At 66.8% G+C, this 18990-nt stretch carries 15 protein-coding genes; 11 read left to right on the forward strand and 4 right to left on the reverse strand.

All coding sequences use genetic code 11. From position 1 onward, the window contains the following. The first annotated feature begins 86 nt into the window (after positions 1-86). Together msrP and ACFOPH_RS20820 are read left to right on the forward strand one after the other, a co-directional pair. Positions 87-1070 (forward strand): protein-methionine-sulfoxide reductase catalytic subunit MsrP, encoded by a 984-nt coding sequence (msrP, locus tag ACFOPH_RS20815; protein ID WP_379737122.1) that lies wholly within the window; start codon positions 87-89, stop codon positions 1068-1070. Then, the gene (locus tag ACFOPH_RS20820) at positions 1070-1693 is read left to right on the forward strand and encodes a protein-methionine-sulfoxide reductase heme-binding subunit MsrQ (protein ID WP_379737123.1); all 624 of its coding nucleotides are present in this window, start codon (positions 1070-1072) and stop codon (positions 1691-1693) included. Before msrP ends, ACFOPH_RS20820 begins: the two co-directional genes overlap by 1 nt. Here ACFOPH_RS20820 and ACFOPH_RS20825 read toward each other — a convergent pair. The 3 genes from ACFOPH_RS20825 to lptM form a co-directional block, all read right to left on the reverse strand. After that, entirely contained in the window at positions 1620-3518 is a 1899-nt protein-coding gene (locus ACFOPH_RS20825; protein ID WP_379737124.1) for a DUF4153 domain-containing protein, read from the reverse strand. The genes ACFOPH_RS20820 and ACFOPH_RS20825 overlap by 74 nt on opposite strands. A 115-nt stretch (positions 3519-3633) precedes the next feature. Then, positions 3634-4911: a diaminopimelate decarboxylase gene (gene lysA / locus ACFOPH_RS20830; protein ID WP_379737125.1), complete on the reverse strand. Its 1278-nt coding sequence runs from the start codon at positions 4909-4911 to the stop codon at positions 3634-3636. A gap of 4 nt (positions 4912-4915) precedes the next feature. Further along, the gene (gene lptM, locus ACFOPH_RS20835) at positions 4916-5161 is read right to left on the reverse strand and encodes an LPS translocon maturation chaperone LptM (protein WP_379737126.1); all 246 of its coding nucleotides are present in this window, start codon (positions 5159-5161) and stop codon (positions 4916-4918) included. A gap of 39 nt (positions 5162-5200) precedes the next feature. Between lptM and cyaY the strand changes: the two genes are divergently transcribed. Then, positions 5201-5530 carry an iron donor protein CyaY gene (cyaY, locus tag ACFOPH_RS20840; RefSeq protein ID WP_312551566.1) on the forward strand — a complete coding sequence of 110 codons (330 nt, stop codon included), beginning with the start codon at positions 5201-5203 and terminating at the stop codon, positions 5528-5530. 358 nt (positions 5531-5888) lie between these two features. On the opposite strand, the gene ACFOPH_RS20845 is transcribed toward cyaY, so the two are convergent. After that, positions 5889-8228: a penicillin-binding protein 1A gene (locus ACFOPH_RS20845; protein ID WP_379737127.1), complete on the reverse strand. Its 2340-nt coding sequence runs from the start codon at positions 8226-8228 to the stop codon at positions 5889-5891. Positions 8229-8564: 336 nt separating this feature from the next. Here ACFOPH_RS20845 and ACFOPH_RS20850 point away from each other — a divergent pair, with 336 nt between their 5' ends. From ACFOPH_RS20850 to ACFOPH_RS20885, 8 genes are all read left to right on the forward strand, one after another. After that, positions 8565-9650 (forward strand): pilus assembly protein PilM, encoded by a 1086-nt coding sequence (locus ACFOPH_RS20850; protein ID WP_379737128.1) that lies wholly within the window; start codon positions 8565-8567, stop codon positions 9648-9650. Continuing rightward, positions 9647-10273 (forward strand): PilN domain-containing protein, encoded by a 627-nt coding sequence (locus tag ACFOPH_RS20855; RefSeq protein ID WP_312551563.1) that lies wholly within the window; start codon positions 9647-9649, stop codon positions 10271-10273. Before ACFOPH_RS20850 ends, ACFOPH_RS20855 begins: the two co-directional genes overlap by 4 nt. After that, positions 10270-10962, forward strand: coding sequence for a type IV pilus inner membrane component PilO (pilO, locus tag ACFOPH_RS20860; protein WP_379737129.1), 693 nt, complete (start codon positions 10270-10272; stop codon positions 10960-10962). The genes ACFOPH_RS20855 and pilO overlap by 4 nt, the downstream gene beginning before the upstream one ends. Then, entirely contained in the window at positions 10959-11495 is a 537-nt protein-coding gene (locus ACFOPH_RS20865) for a pilus assembly protein PilP (protein ID WP_312551559.1), read from the forward strand. The genes pilO and ACFOPH_RS20865 overlap by 4 nt, the downstream gene beginning before the upstream one ends. Next, positions 11492-13678, forward strand: coding sequence for a type IV pilus secretin PilQ (gene pilQ / locus ACFOPH_RS20870; protein ID WP_379737130.1), 2187 nt, complete (start codon positions 11492-11494; stop codon positions 13676-13678). The genes ACFOPH_RS20865 and pilQ overlap by 4 nt, the downstream gene beginning before the upstream one ends. Positions 13679-13836: 158 nt before the next feature. Then, entirely contained in the window at positions 13837-15936 is a 2100-nt protein-coding gene (locus ACFOPH_RS20875; protein WP_379737131.1) for a hypothetical protein, read from the forward strand. A 34-nt stretch (positions 15937-15970) separates the two neighbouring features. Next, on the forward strand, positions 15971-17593 hold the full coding sequence (gene aroKB, locus ACFOPH_RS20880; protein WP_379737974.1) for a bifunctional shikimate kinase/3-dehydroquinate synthase AroKB: 1623 nt from the start codon (positions 15971-15973) through the stop codon (positions 17591-17593). Then, positions 17593-18729, forward strand: coding sequence for a deoxyguanosinetriphosphate triphosphohydrolase (locus tag ACFOPH_RS20885; protein WP_379737976.1), 1137 nt, complete (start codon positions 17593-17595; stop codon positions 18727-18729). The genes aroKB and ACFOPH_RS20885 overlap by 1 nt, the downstream gene beginning before the upstream one ends. The last annotated feature ends 261 nt before the right edge of the window (positions 18730-18990 follow it).

An 18990-nucleotide genomic window follows, 5' to 3' on the forward strand; every position in this document is an offset into this window, starting at 1 on the left:
CCCACCACATCACCGATCATCCACGCGGCCGGCGGTTCCACGAGCAATGGTGTAAGGTACAAGTTCAATTGCCCGCGGAGTTCACGATGCTGATCAAACGACACCCGAACGGCCTGGACCGGCCCTTCGCCTCTGAAATCACGCCGCGCGAGGTGTACGAAGAGCGGCGCCAGTTCATCGCCCGCATCGCCGCCGGCGCCGCCGTCGGCAGCGCGCTGTGGGAAATGGCCAACCGCGAAGCGTTCGCCCAGGGCGCACCAAGCGGCGCGAAGCTGGCCGCCAAGACCAACGCGGCGTTCTCGACCACCGAGAAGCAGACCTCGTTCCGCGATGCCACCAACTACAACAACTTCTACGAATTCGGCCTCGACAAGTCCGACCCGGCCGAGAACGCCCACACCCTGCGTCCGCGGCCCTGGACGGTGGCGATCGAAGGCGAGGTGAAAAAGCCGATGCGCCTCGACATCGACGGCCTGCTGAAACTGGCGCCGCTCGAGGAACGTATCTACCGGCTGCGCTGCGTCGAGGGCTGGTCGATGGTGATCCCCTGGGTCGGCTATTCGCTGTCCAACCTCATCAAGCACGTCGAGCCGACCGGCAACGCGAAGTACGTGGAATTCACGACCCTGGCCGACCGCGCGCAGATGCCGGGCTTGAGGAGCGGCGTGCTCGACTGGCCGTATGTCGAGGGCCTGCGCATCGACGAAGCCATGCATCCGCTGGCGCTGCTCACCGTCGGCATGTACGGCCAGGTGCTGCCGAACCAGAACGGCGCCCCGGTGCGCGTGGTCGTGCCCTGGAAGTATGGCTTCAAGTCGCCCAAGTCCATCGTACGCATCCGTTTTACGCGCGACCAGCCGAAGACGGCCTGGAACGTGTCGGCGCCGCGCGAATACGGTTTTTATTCGAACGTGAACCCGAACGTCGACCATCCGCGCTGGTCGCAGGCCACCGAGCGCCGCATCGGGGAAGACGGCTTCTTCAAGCGCAAGCGCGATACGCTGATGTTCAACGGTTATAACGAGGTCGCGCCGCTGTATGCGGGCATGGACCTGAAGCGGTTCTTCTGATGGCGGCGGGTCCTTCGGCAAAACAGATCGCGCAGATCAAGGCCGTGCTGTTCGGCGCGGCCTTGCTGCCCTTCCTGTGGAGCGCCTGGCAGGTCGTGCAAGGGGTGCCGGTCGATCCGCTCGCCTACATCACGCACCAAAGCGGCGACTGGGCGCTCTACCTGCTCTGCATCACCCTCGCCGTGACGCCGCTGCGGCGCCTCTCGGGCTGGAACTGGCTGCTGAAACTGCGGCGCATGCTCGGCCTGTTCGCCTTTTTCTATGCATTGCTGCACTTCATCGCCTTCTTCTGGTTCGACCATTTCTTCGACGTCGCCAGCATGCTGCGCGACGTGGCCAAGCGTCCCTTCATCCTGGTCGGTTTCATCGCCTTCCTGATGCTCGTTCCGCTGGCGGCGACCAGCACCAACGGCATGATCCGGCGCCTGGGCGGCAAGCGCTGGCAATGGCTGCACCGGCTGATCTACCTGGTCGCGCCGCTGGCCGTGCTGCACTTCTGGTGGATGAAGGCGGCCAAGAACAACCTGGCGCAGCCGATGCTGTTCGCGGTCATCGTGGCGGTGCTGCTGGGGCTGCGGGTGGTCTGGAGTCGGGCCAAGGGGCGGGCGGCGGTGCGGGCCTGAGCGGCTCGCCTTCCAGCATCATGGGGCAAGGCGCATAGGGTTCGATAACCGGTTCGAGCTTGAAGCGCTTCCCCGCGAATTCGACGTCCGCCAGCGCCGGCGTCACGGCACGCGGGACGTCGCCGCCCGGGGCAGGGCTGGCGGCGCCGCAGCCGGTGCTGTCGATCCTGGCCATGGCGATGACGCTCCACTTCCCATCGGCGCTTTCCCGCGCAACGATCGACCAGCCGCTGAGCGGATCGGTCACCAGCATTTCCGGCTTGCCATCCGCATCGACGTCGAGTTGGTAGACGTCGCAGGACTTGCCTGCTTCGACCAGGCAGTCCGGCCGGTACACATGGGGCGGCAGGTCGGCCCAGCTGCTGCGCAGGAAGCTTTCCGGCAAGCGCGTGCCATCCGGCTTCGCACGCAGGTGGCCGGCGATCACGGCGGGCGGCGGCGGCACGTCCCGCTCCCATGGACCGTTCATCTTGCGCACCTTGGCAATGCGGGCGCGTACCGTGGCCGCGTCCGGGCCTTGCGCTTCGGCTTCGAGTCGGTCGAGGGCAGCGCTGCCGAAGCGTTTGCCGTCGAAGCGTAAGTAGGCGAAATCGAACTTGTCCGCCGCGATCTTGCCCGATTCCAGCCGCGCCAGCTGGCTGTTCACCGACACCCGGGCCGGATCGACCAGGGGCGAGAACAGCAGCAGCAAAGTGGCGAGCACGACGAAGGCGGTGGCGGTATTCACCGGCGCCAGCAGGTCGAGCCAGCCCTTGCGCAACGCCGCCGCCGCGTAGCCGAGCGCATAGCAGCTCGCCACCAGCATGCAGGCGGCGGCGATGATACGTTCATCGGTCCAGCCATGGTCGCCCACGCGCAGCGTCAGCGCGTAGATGGCGATCGCCGTCACTGGCGCCAGCAGCAGCGCGGCCGCGCGCGCGCTCAGGCGGATCGGACGCGCGATGGCGGCCGCGCCGTTCTGCCAGGCGGCGTTGATCAGGATGACGAGGGCGGCGTCGGTCAGCAGCAGCACGGCGGCGGCCTGGCGCGTGGCCCACAGGGGCGCCAGTCCGGTGAACGGCAGGCTGGCCAGGAAGCCGCCGACGATCACGGTCAGCACCGGCAGGATCCAGGAAGCCAGCACCAGCAGCAGGCTGCGAATGCCCTGCACGATGGCCGGGCGCACGTCGGTCAGGTGCAGGGCGCTGGAGAAGGCGAACGCCGTCGCCGGGATGGCAAACCAGGGTTCGCGGACCAGGTCGTCGAGAAAATCGATGTTGACCAGCTTGAAGAGCTGGGCGCCCAGCATCAGGGCCGCCCAGGCGATGCCGACGAACAGGCCGCTGAAGGCCAACTGCACGCCGAGCTTCCAGCCGATCTCGAAATGGGTGGCGTAAGTGGCGATGCGGCGCCGGTCGCGCGCGCCGGACAGCACCAGCACATGGGCGATGAACATGCCGGCGGCGAGGACGAAGCAGAACGCGGTCGAGGGCATGGCCACGCGCGAGCCGCGTTCCACGTTCGCTTGCGCACCCATGCGCCAGATGTCGTAGACGGCCAGCGCGGCGATCAGGGCGGCGGCCAGCAGCACCCACTGCAGCAACTGGCGCCGCGTCAGGTGCCCGAGGCCGCTGACCAGGATGACAGGGCAAAACAGCGACGCCAAGAGCAGCGGCGAGAACAGCAGGGGTGCGGTGGCGGGCCAGACGTTATTGTCGGCCACCAGGTAGAGCACGTAGAGCACCAGACCCTGGAGCAGGCCGATGCCGGTGCGCAGGAGCGCGATGCGCGGGGTGACGAGGGATTCCAGCATTGGCGTGACGCCGGCTTGCGCGGCTGCTTGCATCGACAGGCTCCAGTTGTTGAACTGGAGAATATTATCATTCCGCCAAGCAGGGGTGTTGCGATTTGCGGCGCCGCCCGCATGGCACGGGCGGCGCATCGACAGCATGGGACGCTGTTTATTTCAGCATCGACTCCAGCGCATACAACTCTTCCGGCGTCTCGCGCCGGCGCACCAGGTGCATTTGCTCGCCGTCGACGATGACCTCGGCGGCGCGGCCGCGCGTGTTGTAATTCGAGGCCATGGTCATGCCGTAGGCGCCGGCGGTCATCACCGCCAGCAGGTCGCCCGGCGCGACCGCCAGTGCGCGGTCGCGCGCCAGCCAGTCGCCCGATTCGCAGACCGGGCCGACGATGTCGTAGACGACCTTGCCGCCTTCGCGCGGCGCCACCGGCTGCACGCCCATCCAGGCGCCGTACAGGGTCGGGCGCATCAGGTCGTTCATGGCGGCGTCGACGATGCAGAAGCTCTTCTCTTCGCCCGGCTTCAGGAATTCGATGGACGTCAGCAGCACGCCGGTGTCGGCGACGATCGAGCGGCCCGGCTCGAAGATCACCTTGATCGGACGGCCGTCGTGGCGTTCGGCGCGCCAGGCGTCGATGCGGGCGAACAGGCGGCCGAGGTAGTCGCCGACCGGCACCGGCGGCTTGTCGCCTTCCGCGCCGTAGTCGACGCCGATGCCGCCGCCGATGTCGAGGTGGTGCACATGGATGCCTTCGGCGTGCAGGGTGTCGATCAGCTCGATCAGTTTGTCGAGCGCTTCGAGCAGCGGGGCGTCGTCGAGCAGCTGCGAGCCGATGTGGCAGTCGATGCCGACCACGTCCAGGTGCGGCAGCGCGCTTGCTGCGCGGTAGGTCGCCAGCGCGTCGTCGAAGGCGACGCCGAACTTGTTGGCCTTCAGGCCGGTGGCAATGTAGGGGTGGGTCTTGGCGTCGACGTTCGGGTTCACGCGCAGCGAGACCGGTGCGCGCTTGCCCATGCTGCCGGCCACCTCGTTCAGGCGGTGCAGCTCGGGGATCGATTCGACGTTGAAGCACAAAATGTTCTTTTCCAGCGCCAGGCGCATCTCGGCGACGGTCTTGCCCACGCCCGAGAAGATGACCTTGCCCGGGTCGCCGCCGGCGGCGATCACGCGCAGCAGTTCGCCGCCCGAGACGATGTCGAAGCCCGCGCCTTCGCGCGCCAGCAGGTCGAGGATGGCCAGGTTCGAGTTGGCCTTCATCGCATAGCAGACCAGGGCGTCGCGGCCCGCGCAGGCATCGGCGTAGGCGGCGAAGTTCTGCAGCAGGGCCGATTTCGAGTAGACGTAGGTCGGGGTGCCGAAGGCTTCGGCGACGCGGGACAATGGGGTGCTTTCGGCGTGCAGGACGCCGTCTTGGTACGAGAAATGCGACATGTGCTTATTGTGCGGGGGCGGGTGAGGATTGTTCTTGCTGCTTCGTTGCCGGGGCCGGGCGGGCCTGGGCCTGCTTGTCCGGCATCGCGGCCGGCGTGCTCATCGCCGGGGTGCTGGACAGCGTGGCGTTCGCGGGCTTGGCCGGCGGGGTAGGCATGTAGAGCGGGCCGGTCTGGCCGCAGCCGGACAGCGCGGACGCGGCGAGAGTGACGAACGCGGCGGCTGGAAGAAGCGCGATGGGTGACTTCACGATTAGAATCACGGTTTGATTAAGACCTTGGAGTGTAGCATGACCGAAACCGAATTTTTGGACCTGGCCGAATCGACGCTGGACCGCATCGAAACCTGCTTCGACAACCTGAACGACCAGGACGTCATCGATGTCGAATGCAAGCGCAGCGGCAACGTGCTCGAGATCGAGTTCATCGACAACGGTTCGAAGATCATCATCAACAGCCAGGCCCCGCTGCAGGAAATGTGGGTGGCGGCGCGCGCCGGCGGCTATCACTACAAGCGCGTCGGCGACGAGTGGCGCAATACCCGCGACGATACGGAACTGTATATGGCGCTGTCGGACCTGGCCACGCAGCAGGGTGGGGCGCCGGTCAAGCTGGGGTAAGTGCAGCTCGGGGTTGTAGGGTGGGTTCTTGAACCCACGCTGTACCCCGGCGGCATGTCGAAATGAAATTCTCTGCGATCGTGGGCGCGTCGCGGATGCTGTGCGGTTTGCGAGCGCTCTAGCGCGTGGGTTCGAGAACCCACCCTACGTTCCGGGTTTTGTAGGGTGGACACCTGTGTCCACGCTGTACCGCAGTTGAAAGTCGAGACGCGCTTCTCTGCGGAAGCGGGCGCAGCGCGGACGTGGTGCGGTTTGCGAGCGCTCTAGCGCGTGGGTTCGAAAACCCACCCTACCAAAGCGATGAAAGAATATTTCATTCAGAGATGCCTTCTGAAATATTCTTTCACGCGAACGTCAATCAGAACAACTCGTTCCGCACCGCGTCCTGCGCCTTCTGCTGGGCCGGCGGTGGCGGCGCACCGACGTCGAGCGACTGCACGCCGGTGCCCGGCGGGTTCTCGGCGTAGTAATAATCCCCATCCATCATGATCAGCCCCGGCGGTGCTTCGCGCTCTTCCACCGGCACGCCTTTCAGCGCGGTCTGCATGTAGCCGATCCAGATCGGCAGGGCCAGGCCGCCGCCGGTCTCGCGGTTGCCCAGGTTCTTCGGCTGGTCGTAGCCCATCCAGGCGATGCCGACCAGCTTCGGCTGGTAGCCGGCGAACCAGGCGTCGATCGAGTCGTTGGTGGTGCCGGTCTTGCCGGCGATGTCGGGGCGCTTCAGGGCTTGCTGCGCTTTGGCAGCGGTGCCGTAGCGCGCCACGTCACGCAGCATCGAGTCCATCAGGAAGGCGTTGCGCGCATCGATCACGCGGTTCGCCTCGACGCCGGCGCGTTCCGGACGCGCTTCCGACAGCACCTTGCCCGAGCTGTCCGTCACCTTCGAGATCAGGTACGGGCTGACGCGGTAGCCGCCGTTGGCGAAGACCGCGTAGGCGCCGGCCATCTGCAGCGGCGTGGTGGCGCCGGCGCCCAGGGCCAGGGTCAGGTAGGGCGGGTTGCGTTCCGGGTCGAAGCCGAAGCGGGTCGCGAATTCCTGGCCGTAGCGTGCGCCGATGCGGTTCAGGATGCGGATCGAGACCATGTTCTTCGACTTGGTCAGGCCGCGCCGCATCGTCATCGGGCCTTCGTACTTGTTGTCGTAGTTCTTCGGTTCCCAAGGCTGGCCGCCGGTCTGGCCGGCGTCGAACGAGATCGGGGCGTCGTTCACCAGGGTCGAGGGCGACAGGCCGCGCTCGAGCGAAGCCGCGTAGATGAAGGGCTTGAACGAGGAGCCCGGCTGGCGCCAGGCCTGGGTCACGTGGTTGAATTTATTCCGGTTGTAGTCGAAGCCGCCGACCAGGGCCTTGATCGCGCCGTCCTCGGTGCTGGCGGCGACAAACGCCGATTCGACCGCCGGCATCTGCGTGATCTTCCAGTCCGCGCCGCCTTCCTGCATGACGCGGATCAGCGCGCCGCGGCGGATGCGGCGGTTCGGCGCCGCCTTGCTTGATAACCAGTTCGAGGCGAAGGACAGGCCCTTGCCGGTGATCTTGATTTCCTCGCCCGAGGCCAGCACCGCGGTGACGCTCGACGGCGACGCCTGCAGCACGACGGCGGCGACGATGTCGTCGCTGTCGGGCTTCTCGGCCAGTTCGGCCTCGATCGCCTCGTCGGCTTCGGTCTTGTCGTTCGGGATATCGATGTAGGACTCCGGACCGCGGTAGGGGTGGCGGCGCTCGTAGTCCATCACGCCGCGGCGCACCGCGAGGTAGGCCGCGTCCTGGTCGGCCTTGGTGATCGTGGTGAACACGTTCAGGCCGCGGGTGTAGGTGTCTTCCTTGAATTGTTCGTAGACCAGCTGGCGCGCCATCTCGGCCACGTACTCGGCGTGCACGCCGAAAGCGGTGCTGTCCGACTTGATCTTCAGTTCCTCGTTCTTCGCCTGCTCGAACTGGGCGTCGGTGATGTAGCCCAGCGAATGCATGCGCTGCAGGATGTACTGCTGGCGCGTGCGGGCGCGGGTCGGGTTCACCACCGGGTTGTAGGCAGATGGGGCCTTCGGCAGGCCGGCCAGCATGGCCGCTTCGGCCACGCTGATGTCGCGCAGGTCCTTGCCGAAGTAGATCTGGGCCGCCGACTGGAAGCCGAAGGCGCGCTGGCCCAGGTAAATCTGGTTCATGTAGACCTCGAGGATCTGGTCCTTGGTCAGGTTCTTCTCGATCTTCCAGGCCAGCAGCGCCTCGTAGGCCTTGCGCTTGAGGGTCTGTTCGCTCGACAGGAAGAAATTCCTCGCGACCTGCTGCGTGATGGTCGAAGCGCCCTGGCGCGAGCCGCTGGTCGCGTTGTGCAGGGCCGCGCGCAGGATGCCCATGTAGTCGACGCCGCCGTGCTGGTAGAAGCGGTCGTCCTCGATCGAGAGCACGGCCTTCTTCATGACGTCGGGGATGTCCTTGAAGCGCACCAGGGTGCGGCGTTCCTCGCCGAACTCGCCGATCAGGACGTTATCGGCCGTGAAGATCCGCAGCGGCATCTTCGGACGGTAGTCGGTGATGGTGTCGAGCGCCGGCAGGTTCGGGTAGGCCATCGCCAGCGCGAACACCACCAGCAGCACGCCCGTGAGGGCCAGGCCGGCGACGGCGCCGAAGGCCCACAGGACCAGGCGCTTGGCGCCAGATTTCTTCGGGGAAGAGGACTTCAAATCGGATTGGGATTTCATGCTGACTCACAGTGTTGATCCATCTCATTATAAGACAGGGACTTTTGTGACGGTACGAACTCAACCGGACAACCCGGCGGAATCTGCCTTTCATGACGATCCGACAAGGGGTGTGTACAAGGCGCTATCGAGTGTGGCATGCGCGCGCCGGATTGTAATGTTCCAGTGCAGAAATATCTTGTCGGTACGCATCCTTATTGCTACGATTTAATGCAGTGCCTCATATATGTGCAGCAAGTCATGCTGACACAGGCAGTTTGTTCAACATGACACTCCCCCGCGCGGGCGTTCAATAAATCGTTCTGCCACGGCAGACAGCAGTGAGGGAGGTCGCTCGTGATCAATCTGGGGTCCCTGTTCGGAAAGTCGAGCCCGCCTTTGGCCGGGCTCGACATCAGCACGTCGGGACTGCGCCTGGTCGAGCTGGCCGACGCCGGCAAGGGCGCGCTGCGCCTCGAGCGCTACGCGTTCGAAGCGCTGCCGCGCGGCGCCGTGGTCGACGGCAACATCGAGAACTTCGACCAGGTCGCCGATGCCGTGCGCCGCATCTGGAAGAAAAGCGGAACTCGCGCCCGTCACGTCGCCCTCGGCATGCCGCCGGGCGCCGTCATCACCAAGAAGATCATCCTGCCGGCCGGCATGGGCGAAGACCAGCTCGAAGTGCAGGTCGAGTCCGAAGCCAGCCAGTACATCCCGTTCGCGCTCGACGAGGTCAGCCTCGACTTCGACGTGGTCGGCCCGTCGGCCACCTCGCCCGAGGACATGGAAGTCATGCTGGCCGCCGCGCGCCGCGAGAAGGTCGAGGACCGCGTCGCGATCGCCGAAGCGGCCGGCCTCACCGCCACCGTGATGGACGTCGAATCCTACGCCGCGCGCGCCGCATTGGAACGCGTTACCGGCAATACCGCACTGGCCGGGGCCAAGGCCGACGACAAGGTTGTGGCCCTGTTCCAAGTCGGCGCGACCATGACCTACGTCTCCTTCATGGTCAACGGCGACACCGTCTACGAGCGCGAGCAGCCCTTCGGCGGCCACACGCTGACCCAGGACATCGTGCGCACCTACGGCCTGGCCTACGAGGAAGCCGAGGCGCGCAAGCGCTCGGGCGACCTGCCCGAAAACTTCCGCGCCGACCTGCTGGCGCCCTTCATGGACAGCGCCGCCCTCGAAGTGACGCGCGCGATCCAGTTCTTCTACACCTCGACCCCTTACACCCGCATCGACCAGATCTGGCTTGCCGGCGGCAACGCGCTGCTGCCGGGCCTGGTCGAGCTGGTCGGCGGCCGTACCCGCATCCCGACCGCGCCGGTGGCGCCGTTCGAGGGCATGCTGCTGGCGCCCGGCGTGCGCGAACAGCAACTGCGCCAGGAGGGCCCTGCTTACCTGGTTGCCTGCGGCCTGGCCCTGCGGAGGTTCGGATGATCCGGATTAACCTGCTCCCGCACCGGGAAGCGAAGCGCAAGCAGAAACAGAAGGCCTTTGTCGCCATGCTGGTGCTCGGCGGCCTGCTGGGCGCGGCCGTGGTGCTGCTGGTCGGCGGCTGGAACGCCAGCCGCATCGCGATCCAGGAACAGCGCAACCTGGCGCTGAAGAACGAGAACGCGAAGCTCGACCGGAAGATCAAGGACATCGCCACCCTGAAGGAAGAGATCGAGGCCCTGAAGTCGCGCCAGCAGGCGGTCGAAGACCTTCAGGGCGACCGCAACCAGCCGGTCTACCTGCTCGACGAACTGGTGCGCCAGACGCCCGACGGCGTGTTCCTCAAATCGGTCAAGCAGGACGGCCAGCGCGTGGTCCTGAACGGCGTCGCCCAGTCGCAGGAACGCGTGGCCGAGCTGCTGCGCAACCTGTCCGGCCAGTCGCCCTGGCTCGAGGCGCCCGACCTGACCGAGGTGAAGGCGGCCACCGTGACCCAGAACAAGGCCGCGCGCAAGGTCGTCGAGTTCACGCTGGCCGTGAACATCAAGCGCCCGCGCGAAGCGGAGGAAGGTGAAGAAGCCGACAAGCCGACCGCCCTGGCCGCGAAGAACGGAAGCAAGCCATGAACATCGACCTGAAACAATGGAGCGCCGAGCTGTCGTCCCAGTTCGAGGGACTGCAGGGACGCCCGCCCGGCCTGTGGCCGCTGGCGCCGCGCCTGTTGTGCGCGGCCGGCGTGATGGCGCTGGTCGTCGTGCTCGGCTATTTCGCCTACTGGAGCGGCCAGTTCGAAGCCCAGGAACGCGGCGCGGCCCAGGAACAGAAGCTGCGCACCGCCTACAAGGACAAGATCGCGCAGGCGGTCAACCTGGAAGCGCTGCAGGCGCAGAAGCTGCAGGTCGACCAGTCGGTCGAGCGCCTGGAAAAGCAGTTGCCGAGCAAGGCCGAGATGGCGGCGCTGCTGTCGGACATCAACCAGGCCGGCGTCGGCCGCGGCCTGCAGTTCGAGCTGTTCCGCCCGAACCAGACCGTGGTGCGCGACTACTACGCCGAGCTGCCGATCGACATCCGCATCAGCGGCAGCTACCACGACCTGGGCGCCTTTGCCGCCGACATGGCGCACATGCCGCGCATCGTCACGCTCAACAACATGGCGATCGAGACCAACAAGGACGGCAGCCTGAAGCTGGAAGCGATCGCCAAGACCTTCCGCTACCTCGACGCCGAGGAACTGGCCGCGCAGAAGGCCGCGCGCCAGAAGGCGAAGGGCAAGGGCAAGGGCAAGAACAAAGGCGCCAAAGGGGACAAGAAATGAAGAAGACCCATGGCGCACTGCTGCTGACGATGGCCGCGCTGCTGGCCGGCTGCGGCGACAGCGACGTGCGCGAGGTGCGCAGCTGGATGGACCAGGTCAAGCGCGAAACGAAGCCGAAGGTGAAACCGCTGCCGGCCTCGAAGGAATTCATCCCCTACGCCTACAACCAACAGGAGGCCGTCGATCCGTTCAGCACGGCCAAGCTGGCCGATGCCGGCCTGCTGGCGCAGGCGCGCAGCTCGCTGCAGCCGGACCTGGAGCGCCCGCGCGAGGCCCTGGAGGCCTACCCGCTCGACACCATGACGATGGTCGGCACCATGCAGAAAGGTGGCGCCAGTTTCGCGCTGCTGCGCATCGACAACGTCATCTACCGGGTACGGGTCGGCCAGCGCCTCGGCCAGAATTTCGGCCAGGTCATGCGCGTGACGCCGGCCGCGGTGGACATCAGGGAAATGGTACAGGACGCCGGCGGCGATTGGGTCGAGCGGATATCGAAGCTGGAGCTGCAGGAAAGTAAGGAGACCGGGAAATGACCCCATTTGCAATGAACAGCGGCGCGGCGCGCATGCTGCCGGGCTGGCTGCTGCGCCTGGGCGCGGCGCTGCTGCTGGCGCTGGGCGTGCAGGCCGCGCAGGCGCAAGCCAATGCCATCGCGTCGATCACGGCCAACCAGCAGGGCGCCAACGTGGTGCTCAACATCGCCATGACGAACGCGCCGGCGAAAGCGCCGCTCGGCTTCGCGATCACCAACCCGGCCCGCATCGCGCTCGACTTCGGCGCCACCAGCAACGCCACCGGCAAGAGCAGCCATGAGATCAACCTGGGCGACCTGCGCAGCGTGAACGTGGTGCAGGCCGCCGAACGCACGCGCCTGGTGCTGAACCTGAAGCGCTCCGTGAACTACACGACCGCGATCGACGGCAAGGCCATCGTCGTGACCATCGATGGCGCCGGCGCCGGCGGCACGGCTGTCGCTTCCCAGGTCAGCCAGGCAGGTGCGGCGGCCGCCTCCGCGGCGGCGGCACCGGCCTCTCGTCAATTATTGCGCAACCTCGACTTCCGCCGCGGCAGCAGCGGCGAAGGCCGGGTCGTGGTCGACCTGCCGAACAACCAGGTCGCCGTCGACGTGCGCCAGCTCGGCAACCGGGTCCAGGTCGACTTCCTGAATACCGGCCTGCCGGAAGCGCTGCGCCGCCGCCTCGACGTGACCGACTTCGGCACCCCGGTAACGACCGTCACCACGGCGGCCCAGGGCAGCAACGTGCGCATGACCATCGAAGCGCAAGGCCAGTGGGAGCAGTCGGTCTACCAGAGCGAGACCCAGCTGGTGGTCGACGTGCGTCCGGTCAAGGAAGATCCGAACAAGCTGGGCGGCCCGCAAGGCTTCAACGGCGAGAAGATCAGCTTCGACTTCCAGAACATCGAAGTGCGCGCCGCGCTGCAGGCGGTGGCCGACATCTCGGGCCTGAACATCATCGCCAGCGATTCCGTCAGCGGCAGCCTGACCCTGCGCCTGAAGGACGTGCCCTGGGACCAGGCGCTCGACGTGATCCTGCAATCGAAGGGCCTGGACATGCGCAAGAACGGCACCGTCCTGTGGATCGCGCCGAAGGAAGAACTGCTGACCAAGGAAAAGCTCGAGCTCGAGCAGCGCGCCCAGATCTCCGACCTCGAACCGCTGCGCTCGGAAATCTTCCAGCTGAATTACCAGAAGGCCGAGTCCTTCCGCACCGTGTTCGGCCTCGACGCCAACGGCGCGCCGGGCGGGGACAGCCGCAACCGCGTGCTGTCCAAGCGCGGCAGCGCGATCATCGATCCGCGCACGAACCAGTTGTTCGTGACCGACATCGCCTCGAAGATCGAGGACATCCGGATGCTGATCCAGAAGACCGACGTGGCCTCGAAGCAGGTGCTGATCGAGGCGCGCCTGGTGGAGGCGAGCGACGGCTTCTCGCGCAACCTGGGCGCCAAGATCGGCTTCAACGACGCGCGCCGCGCGGCCGGCGGCGACCCCGGCTACGGCGTGGGCGGCGACAACCGCCTGGCGCTGAGCGGCAACATCCCCGGCGTCGGCGCCGTGACCGGCCAGGCCAGCGGCAGCACCTTCGACAACTCGACGCTGGTGAACCTGCCGGCGGCGGCGATCGGCGGCATCAACGCCCCGAGCATCGCCTTCAGCCTGTTCTCCTCGTCCGACAACCGCTTCCTGAACCTGGAGCTGTCGGCGCTGGAAGCGGACGGCAAGGGCAAGATCATCTCCAGCCCGCGCGTGGTCACCGAAGACAAGATGGTGGCCGTGATCGAGCAGGGCATCGAGCTGCCGTACCAGGTCGCTTCGTCGAGCGGCGCGACCTCGATCGAATTCAAGAAGGCCAACCTGCGTCTGGAGGTGATCCCGCAGATCACCCCGGACGGCAACGTGGTGCTGGAAGTCGACGTCAGCAAGGATTCGAAGGGCGACGAGACGCGCGCCGGCTTCGCCATCAACACTCAGCACGTGAAGACCAAGGTGATGGTCGAGAACGGCGGCACGGTGGTGCTGGGCGGGATCTACCAGCAGACCGAACGCAGCAACGAAAGCAAGGTGCCGCTGCTGGGCGACATCCCGTTCGTGGGCTACCTGTTCAAGACCCAGGGCCGCGAAAGCGCGAAGACCGAACTGCTGGTCTTCATCACGCCGAAGATCGTGGCCGACCGCATGACGGCCACGCGTTAAGAGACAGCCGCAAGCAGGGCCGGCGCCGCGTGCGCCGGTGACGTACCCGCCACAGCGACGCCGACGCGTTCCTGTGGCCTTCGTTTTTTTGATGGCCGGGCCGTATGCCGGCTGCATGAGTGACCAACAACCAAGAATCGACAACAACTGGAACGACGATGCAGCACACCCCGAACTCCTCGAAGCCCGCCGCGCAGCTGCGCCTGGCGGCCCTGACCCTGATCGCCGCGGCCGCCCTGGCCGCCTGCGGCGGCGGCGGCGGCAATCCCGGCGCGGTCGGCCCGAACAACCCGGGCGGCACCAGCGGCACCAGCCCGGGCGGCGGCTCCGTGACCGCCGGCGTCAAGGTCACGGCAACGCTGGTCGACGGCGCCGGCAATGCCGTCGCCAGCCTGTCGGGCGGCCAGAGCGCCACCCTGAGGGCCACCGTGCTGCAGCCGGACGGCAAGCCGGCCGTGGGCGCCATCGTCAGCTTCGCCACCTCGGCGCCGGGCCTGGTCGCATTCACCCCGGATACCGCGACCGCGCTGACCGACGCCAACGGTGTGGCCGTGGTCACGGTCAAGCCGGCCAGCTACACCGCCTCGGGCGCGGCCGCCCTGAGCGCCACCTCGGTGGTCGAAGGCAAGACCGGCACGGCGGGCCTGAACATCGCCGTCGGCGCCGCGCCGCTGACGGTGGGCACGCTGTCGTTCAACCCTGAGCAGAAAACCGCGCTGCCGGCGTTTAATACCGTGGCGCTGCATATCCCGATTACGAGCGCCGGCCAGCCGGCGACCGTCGCGACCGGCCTGAGCCTGACCTCGCTGTGCGTCGGCGACGGCACCGCCACCCTGGTGCCGGGCGCGATGAGCAATGGCGTGCAAGTCGCCACCTACACCAACAACGGCTGTACCCGCGGGCGCGACACCATCACCGCCGCGATCGGCAGCTCGAGCCAGTCGATCTCGCTCGACGTCAGCGCCGCCAACATCGGCTCGATCGGTTTTGCCAGCAGCAATCTGAGCGGCACGTCGATCGTGCTGAAGGGCTCGGGCGGGCAGGGACGTTCGGAGTCGGCCCAGCTGACCTTCCGCGTGGTCGACCAGCAGAACAACGGCCTGGCCGGCGTCGACGTCGACTTTACCGCCACCACCTATACCGGCGGCCTATCGGTCAGCCCGACCCGCGCCACCACCGACGCCAACGGCAACGTCACCACCATGGTTTCCTCGGGCACGATCCCGACCCCGGTGCGCGTGATGGCCACGGCGACCCGCAACGGCAACACCATCACCGGCCTGTCGGATGCGCTGACCGTCTCGACCGGCCTGCCGATCCAGCGCTGGATGTCGATGAGCGCCGAGCACTACAACATCGAAGGCGGCGAATACGACGGCGAGACGGTCGGCATCACGGTGCGCCTGGCCGACCAGTACGGCAACCCGGTGTCGGACGGCACCGCGGTCAACTTCGTCACCGAGGGCGGCGCGGTCGGCAGCTCGGCACAGGGCGGCTGCACCACCACGGGCGGCGGCTGCTCGGTCGACCTGGTGACCCAGGACTTCCGCCCGGCCAACGGCCGCGTCACCGTGCTAGCCTACGTGCAGGGCATCGAGAACTTCGTCGACCTGAACGGCGACGGCCAGTACAGCTGCAGCGGCTACGCCGGCGCGCCCGGCAGCTACCGTCCGCTGGTCGACGCCTGCCCGGGCGGCGGCGAGCCGTTCCCGGCCGCGCCGGAACTGGGCGACATGGGCGATCCCTTCCTCGACACCAACGAGAACGGCATCTACGAGCCGGCCAAGGGCGACCGTCCATTCCCGTTCAACCACGCCAACTACGTGGCGGCCGGCGACGGCAAATGGGGCCTGAACTACCTGCGCAAGTCGATCGTCGTCGTGTTCAGCGGCTCGACTGCGAAGATCACCCAGTTCTGCCAGGGCGCGGTCTGCGACACGACGCCGCGCACCAACGGCGCCGTGATCCCGGTCACGGGCGCCGCCGGCGCCAACTGCGCGCTGCAGAACCTGTCGGTGCGCCTGGCCGACGGTAACGGCAATCCGCTGCCTTACGGGACCACGGTGACGGTCCCGGCGGCGAACAAAGTGGCGGTCGGCGCGGTCTCGCCGGGGACCATCAATTCGACCGTCGACGCCGGCGGAACGGTGCACTTGATGACGGTGACGCCGGAGGCTGCATGCGCCGCGGGTGATTTTACGCTCCAGGTGAAGACGCCAAAGGGTAATATTACGGAGTTCAAGTTCACCGCAAACTGATGTGAAATCCGAAAATGTGTTTCTTGTCGGGCTGATGGGGTCCGGCAAGACCACCATCGGCCGGCTCCTCGCGCGCCGGCTGGGCAAGCGCTTCGTCGACTCCGACCACGCCATCGAGGCGCGCACCGGCGCCACGATTCCCTGGATCTTCGAGATCGAGGGGGAGGCGAGCTTTCGCCGCCGCGAGGCCGAGATGATCGCCGAGCTGACGGCCCAGGACGGCATCGTCCTGGCCACCGGCGGCGGCGCCGTCCTGAATCCGGCCAGCCGCGCGCTGCTGGCCGAGCGCGGCACCGTGATCTACCTGCGCGCCGGCATCGGCGCCATCCTGCAGCGCACTTCCCACGACAAGAACCGTCCGCTCTTGCAGACGGCCGATCCGCGCCGCAAGCTCGAGGAGCTGCTGGCCCAGCGCGAGCCGCTGTACCGCGAGATTGCGGACCTCGTCATCGATACCGGCCGACCTAACGTACAATCGATGGTCCAGACTATCCTAGACCAGCTGGACGCGCTCGCAGCCGGGCGCGCCTGGCGCACGAAGGCGGCATCGATGAATCAGGCAGCACAAATCAATCTCAACGTCGAACTGGGCGAGCGCAGCTACCCCATCGCGATCGGCCCCGGCCTGCTGGCCGACCCCGCGGCCCTGGCCCGCCACGTCGGCGGCCACAAGGCGGCAATCGTCACCAACACCACCGTGGCCCCGCTTTACCTGGAGCAGGTGGCGGCGCCGCTGCGCGCCGCCGGGCGCGAAGTGGTCGAGATCGTCCTGCCGGACGGCGAGGAATACAAGCACTGGGGCTCGCTGATGCAGGTGTTCGACGCCCTGCTGGCCAACAAGTGCGACCGCAAGACCACGCTGGTCGCCCTCGGCGGCGGCGTGATCGGCGACCTGACCGGCTACGCGGCCGCCAGCTACATGCGCGGCGTGCCCTTCGTGCAGATCCCGACGACCCTGCTGGCCCAGGTCGATTCCTCGGTCGGCGGCAAGACCGGCATCAACCACCCGCTCGGCAAGAACATGATCGGCGCCTTCTACCAGCCGCGCGCGGTGCTGGCCGACACCTCCACCCTGGGCACGCTGCCTGAGCGCGAACTGTCGGCCGGACTGGCCGAGGTGATCAAGCACGGCGCCATCCTCGACGCGGCCTTCTTCGACTGGATCGAGGCCAACATCGCTGCCCTGGTGGCGCGCGAGCCGCAGGCGCTCGCGCATGCGATCGCGCGTTCCTGCGAGATCAAGGCCGACGTCGTGCGCCGCGACGAGCGCGAAGGCGGCCTGCGCGCGGTGCTGAATTTCGGCCACACCTTCGGTCACGCGATCGAGGCCGGCCTGGGCTATGGCGAATGGCTGCACGGCGAAGCGGTCGGCTGCGGCATGGTGATGGCGGCCGACCTGTCGCAGCGCCTGGGCCTGGTCGACGCGGCCACGGTCGAGCGCCTGCGCGCGCTGGTCAAGGCCGCCGGCCTGCCGACCGTGGCGCCGGACCTCGGCGTCGAGCGCTGGATCGAACTGATGGAAGTCGACAAGAAGAACGAGGGCGGGGCGATCAAGTTCATCCTCCTGAAACCCCTGGGCAGCCCGAGCATCGCCAGCGTGCCCGAAGAGCAGCTGCGCGCCACGCTCGCGGCCTGCGTGGCTGGCGGGGACGCATGATGGATTTCGACGCCCACCTCGCACCCTATGCGGCGCATTCGTCGACATCGCGCGGGCGTCGCTTTCCGGAACCGGCGCCGGGTTCGCGCAGCGAATTCCAGCGCGACCGCGACCGCATCATCCACTCCACGGCCTTTCGCCGGCTGGAGTACAAGACCCAGGTCTTCCTGAACCACGAGGGCGACCTGTTCCGCACCCGCCTGACGCACTCGATCGAGGTGGCGCAAATCGGCCGCACGCTGGCGCGCAGCCTGCGCCTGAACGAGGACCTGGTCGAGGCCACGGCGCTGGCGCACGACCTCGGCCACACGCCTTTCGGCCATGTCGGCCAGGACGTGCTCAACGAATGCATGAAGGACTACGGCGGCTTCGAGCACAACCTGCAGAGCCTGCGCGTGGTCGACCAGCTGGAAGAACACTACGGCGCCTTCGACGGCCTGAACCTGACGTTCGAGACGCGCGAAGGCATCCTCAAGCACTGCTCGCTGAACAATGCGCGCCAGCTGGGCGACCTCGGCCAGCGCTTCATCGACAAGACCCAGCCGAGCCTGGAAGCGCAACTGACCAACCTGGCCGACGAGATCGCCTACAACAACCACGACATCGACGACGGCCTGCGTTCCGGCCTGCTGACGATGGCGCAGATGGAAGAAGTGGAACTGTTCGCGCGCCTGCGGCACCAGGTCGAGGCCCAGTACCCGGGCCTGCCGGGACGGCGCGCGCTGTACGAGACGATCCGCCTGATGATCACGGCGATGACGGCGGACCTGGTCGAGACCTCGGCCGAACGCCTGCGCGAGGCAGCGCCGCAGAGCATCGGCGACGTGCGCCAGGGGCCGCCGCTAATCCGCTTCTCGGACAAGATGCGTCTTGAAACCACCGCGCTGAAACGCTTCCTGTACGCGAATTTGTACCGCCACTTCCAGGTCAACCGCATGCGCGTAAAAGCCAGCCGCATCGTGCGCGAGCTGTTCGACGCCTTCATGCTCGATCCGGTACTGCTGCCGCCGGACTACCAGGCGGCCGATGGCGACACGCTGAAGCAGGCGCGCAAGATTGCCGATTACATTGCGGGGATGACGGACCGGTATGCGATCCGCGAGCATCGCAGGATCTTCTCGCTCGACCACCTTTGATGTAGGGTGGGCTCCTGAGCCCACGCGGTCTCACCGTTTGAATCACGGCGCCTTTCATCGGTGACGTTGGTGGTTGGGACATGCACCATTACGCAACCCCGGTAGGATGGGTTCTCGAACCCACCGGATGGCGGCATGATGCGAACGAGCAGAGCGGTGGGTTCAAGAACCCACCCTACTTAAAACAGGCCAGGTGACGGTGGTGGTTGGGACATGCACCATACCGCGGTTTTCGTAGGGTGGGCTCCTGAGCCCACGCGG

It is taken from the genome of Massilia haematophila (assembly GCF_042647645.1).
Lineage (GTDB): Bacteria > Pseudomonadota > Gammaproteobacteria > Burkholderiales > Burkholderiaceae_D > Telluria > Telluria haematophila.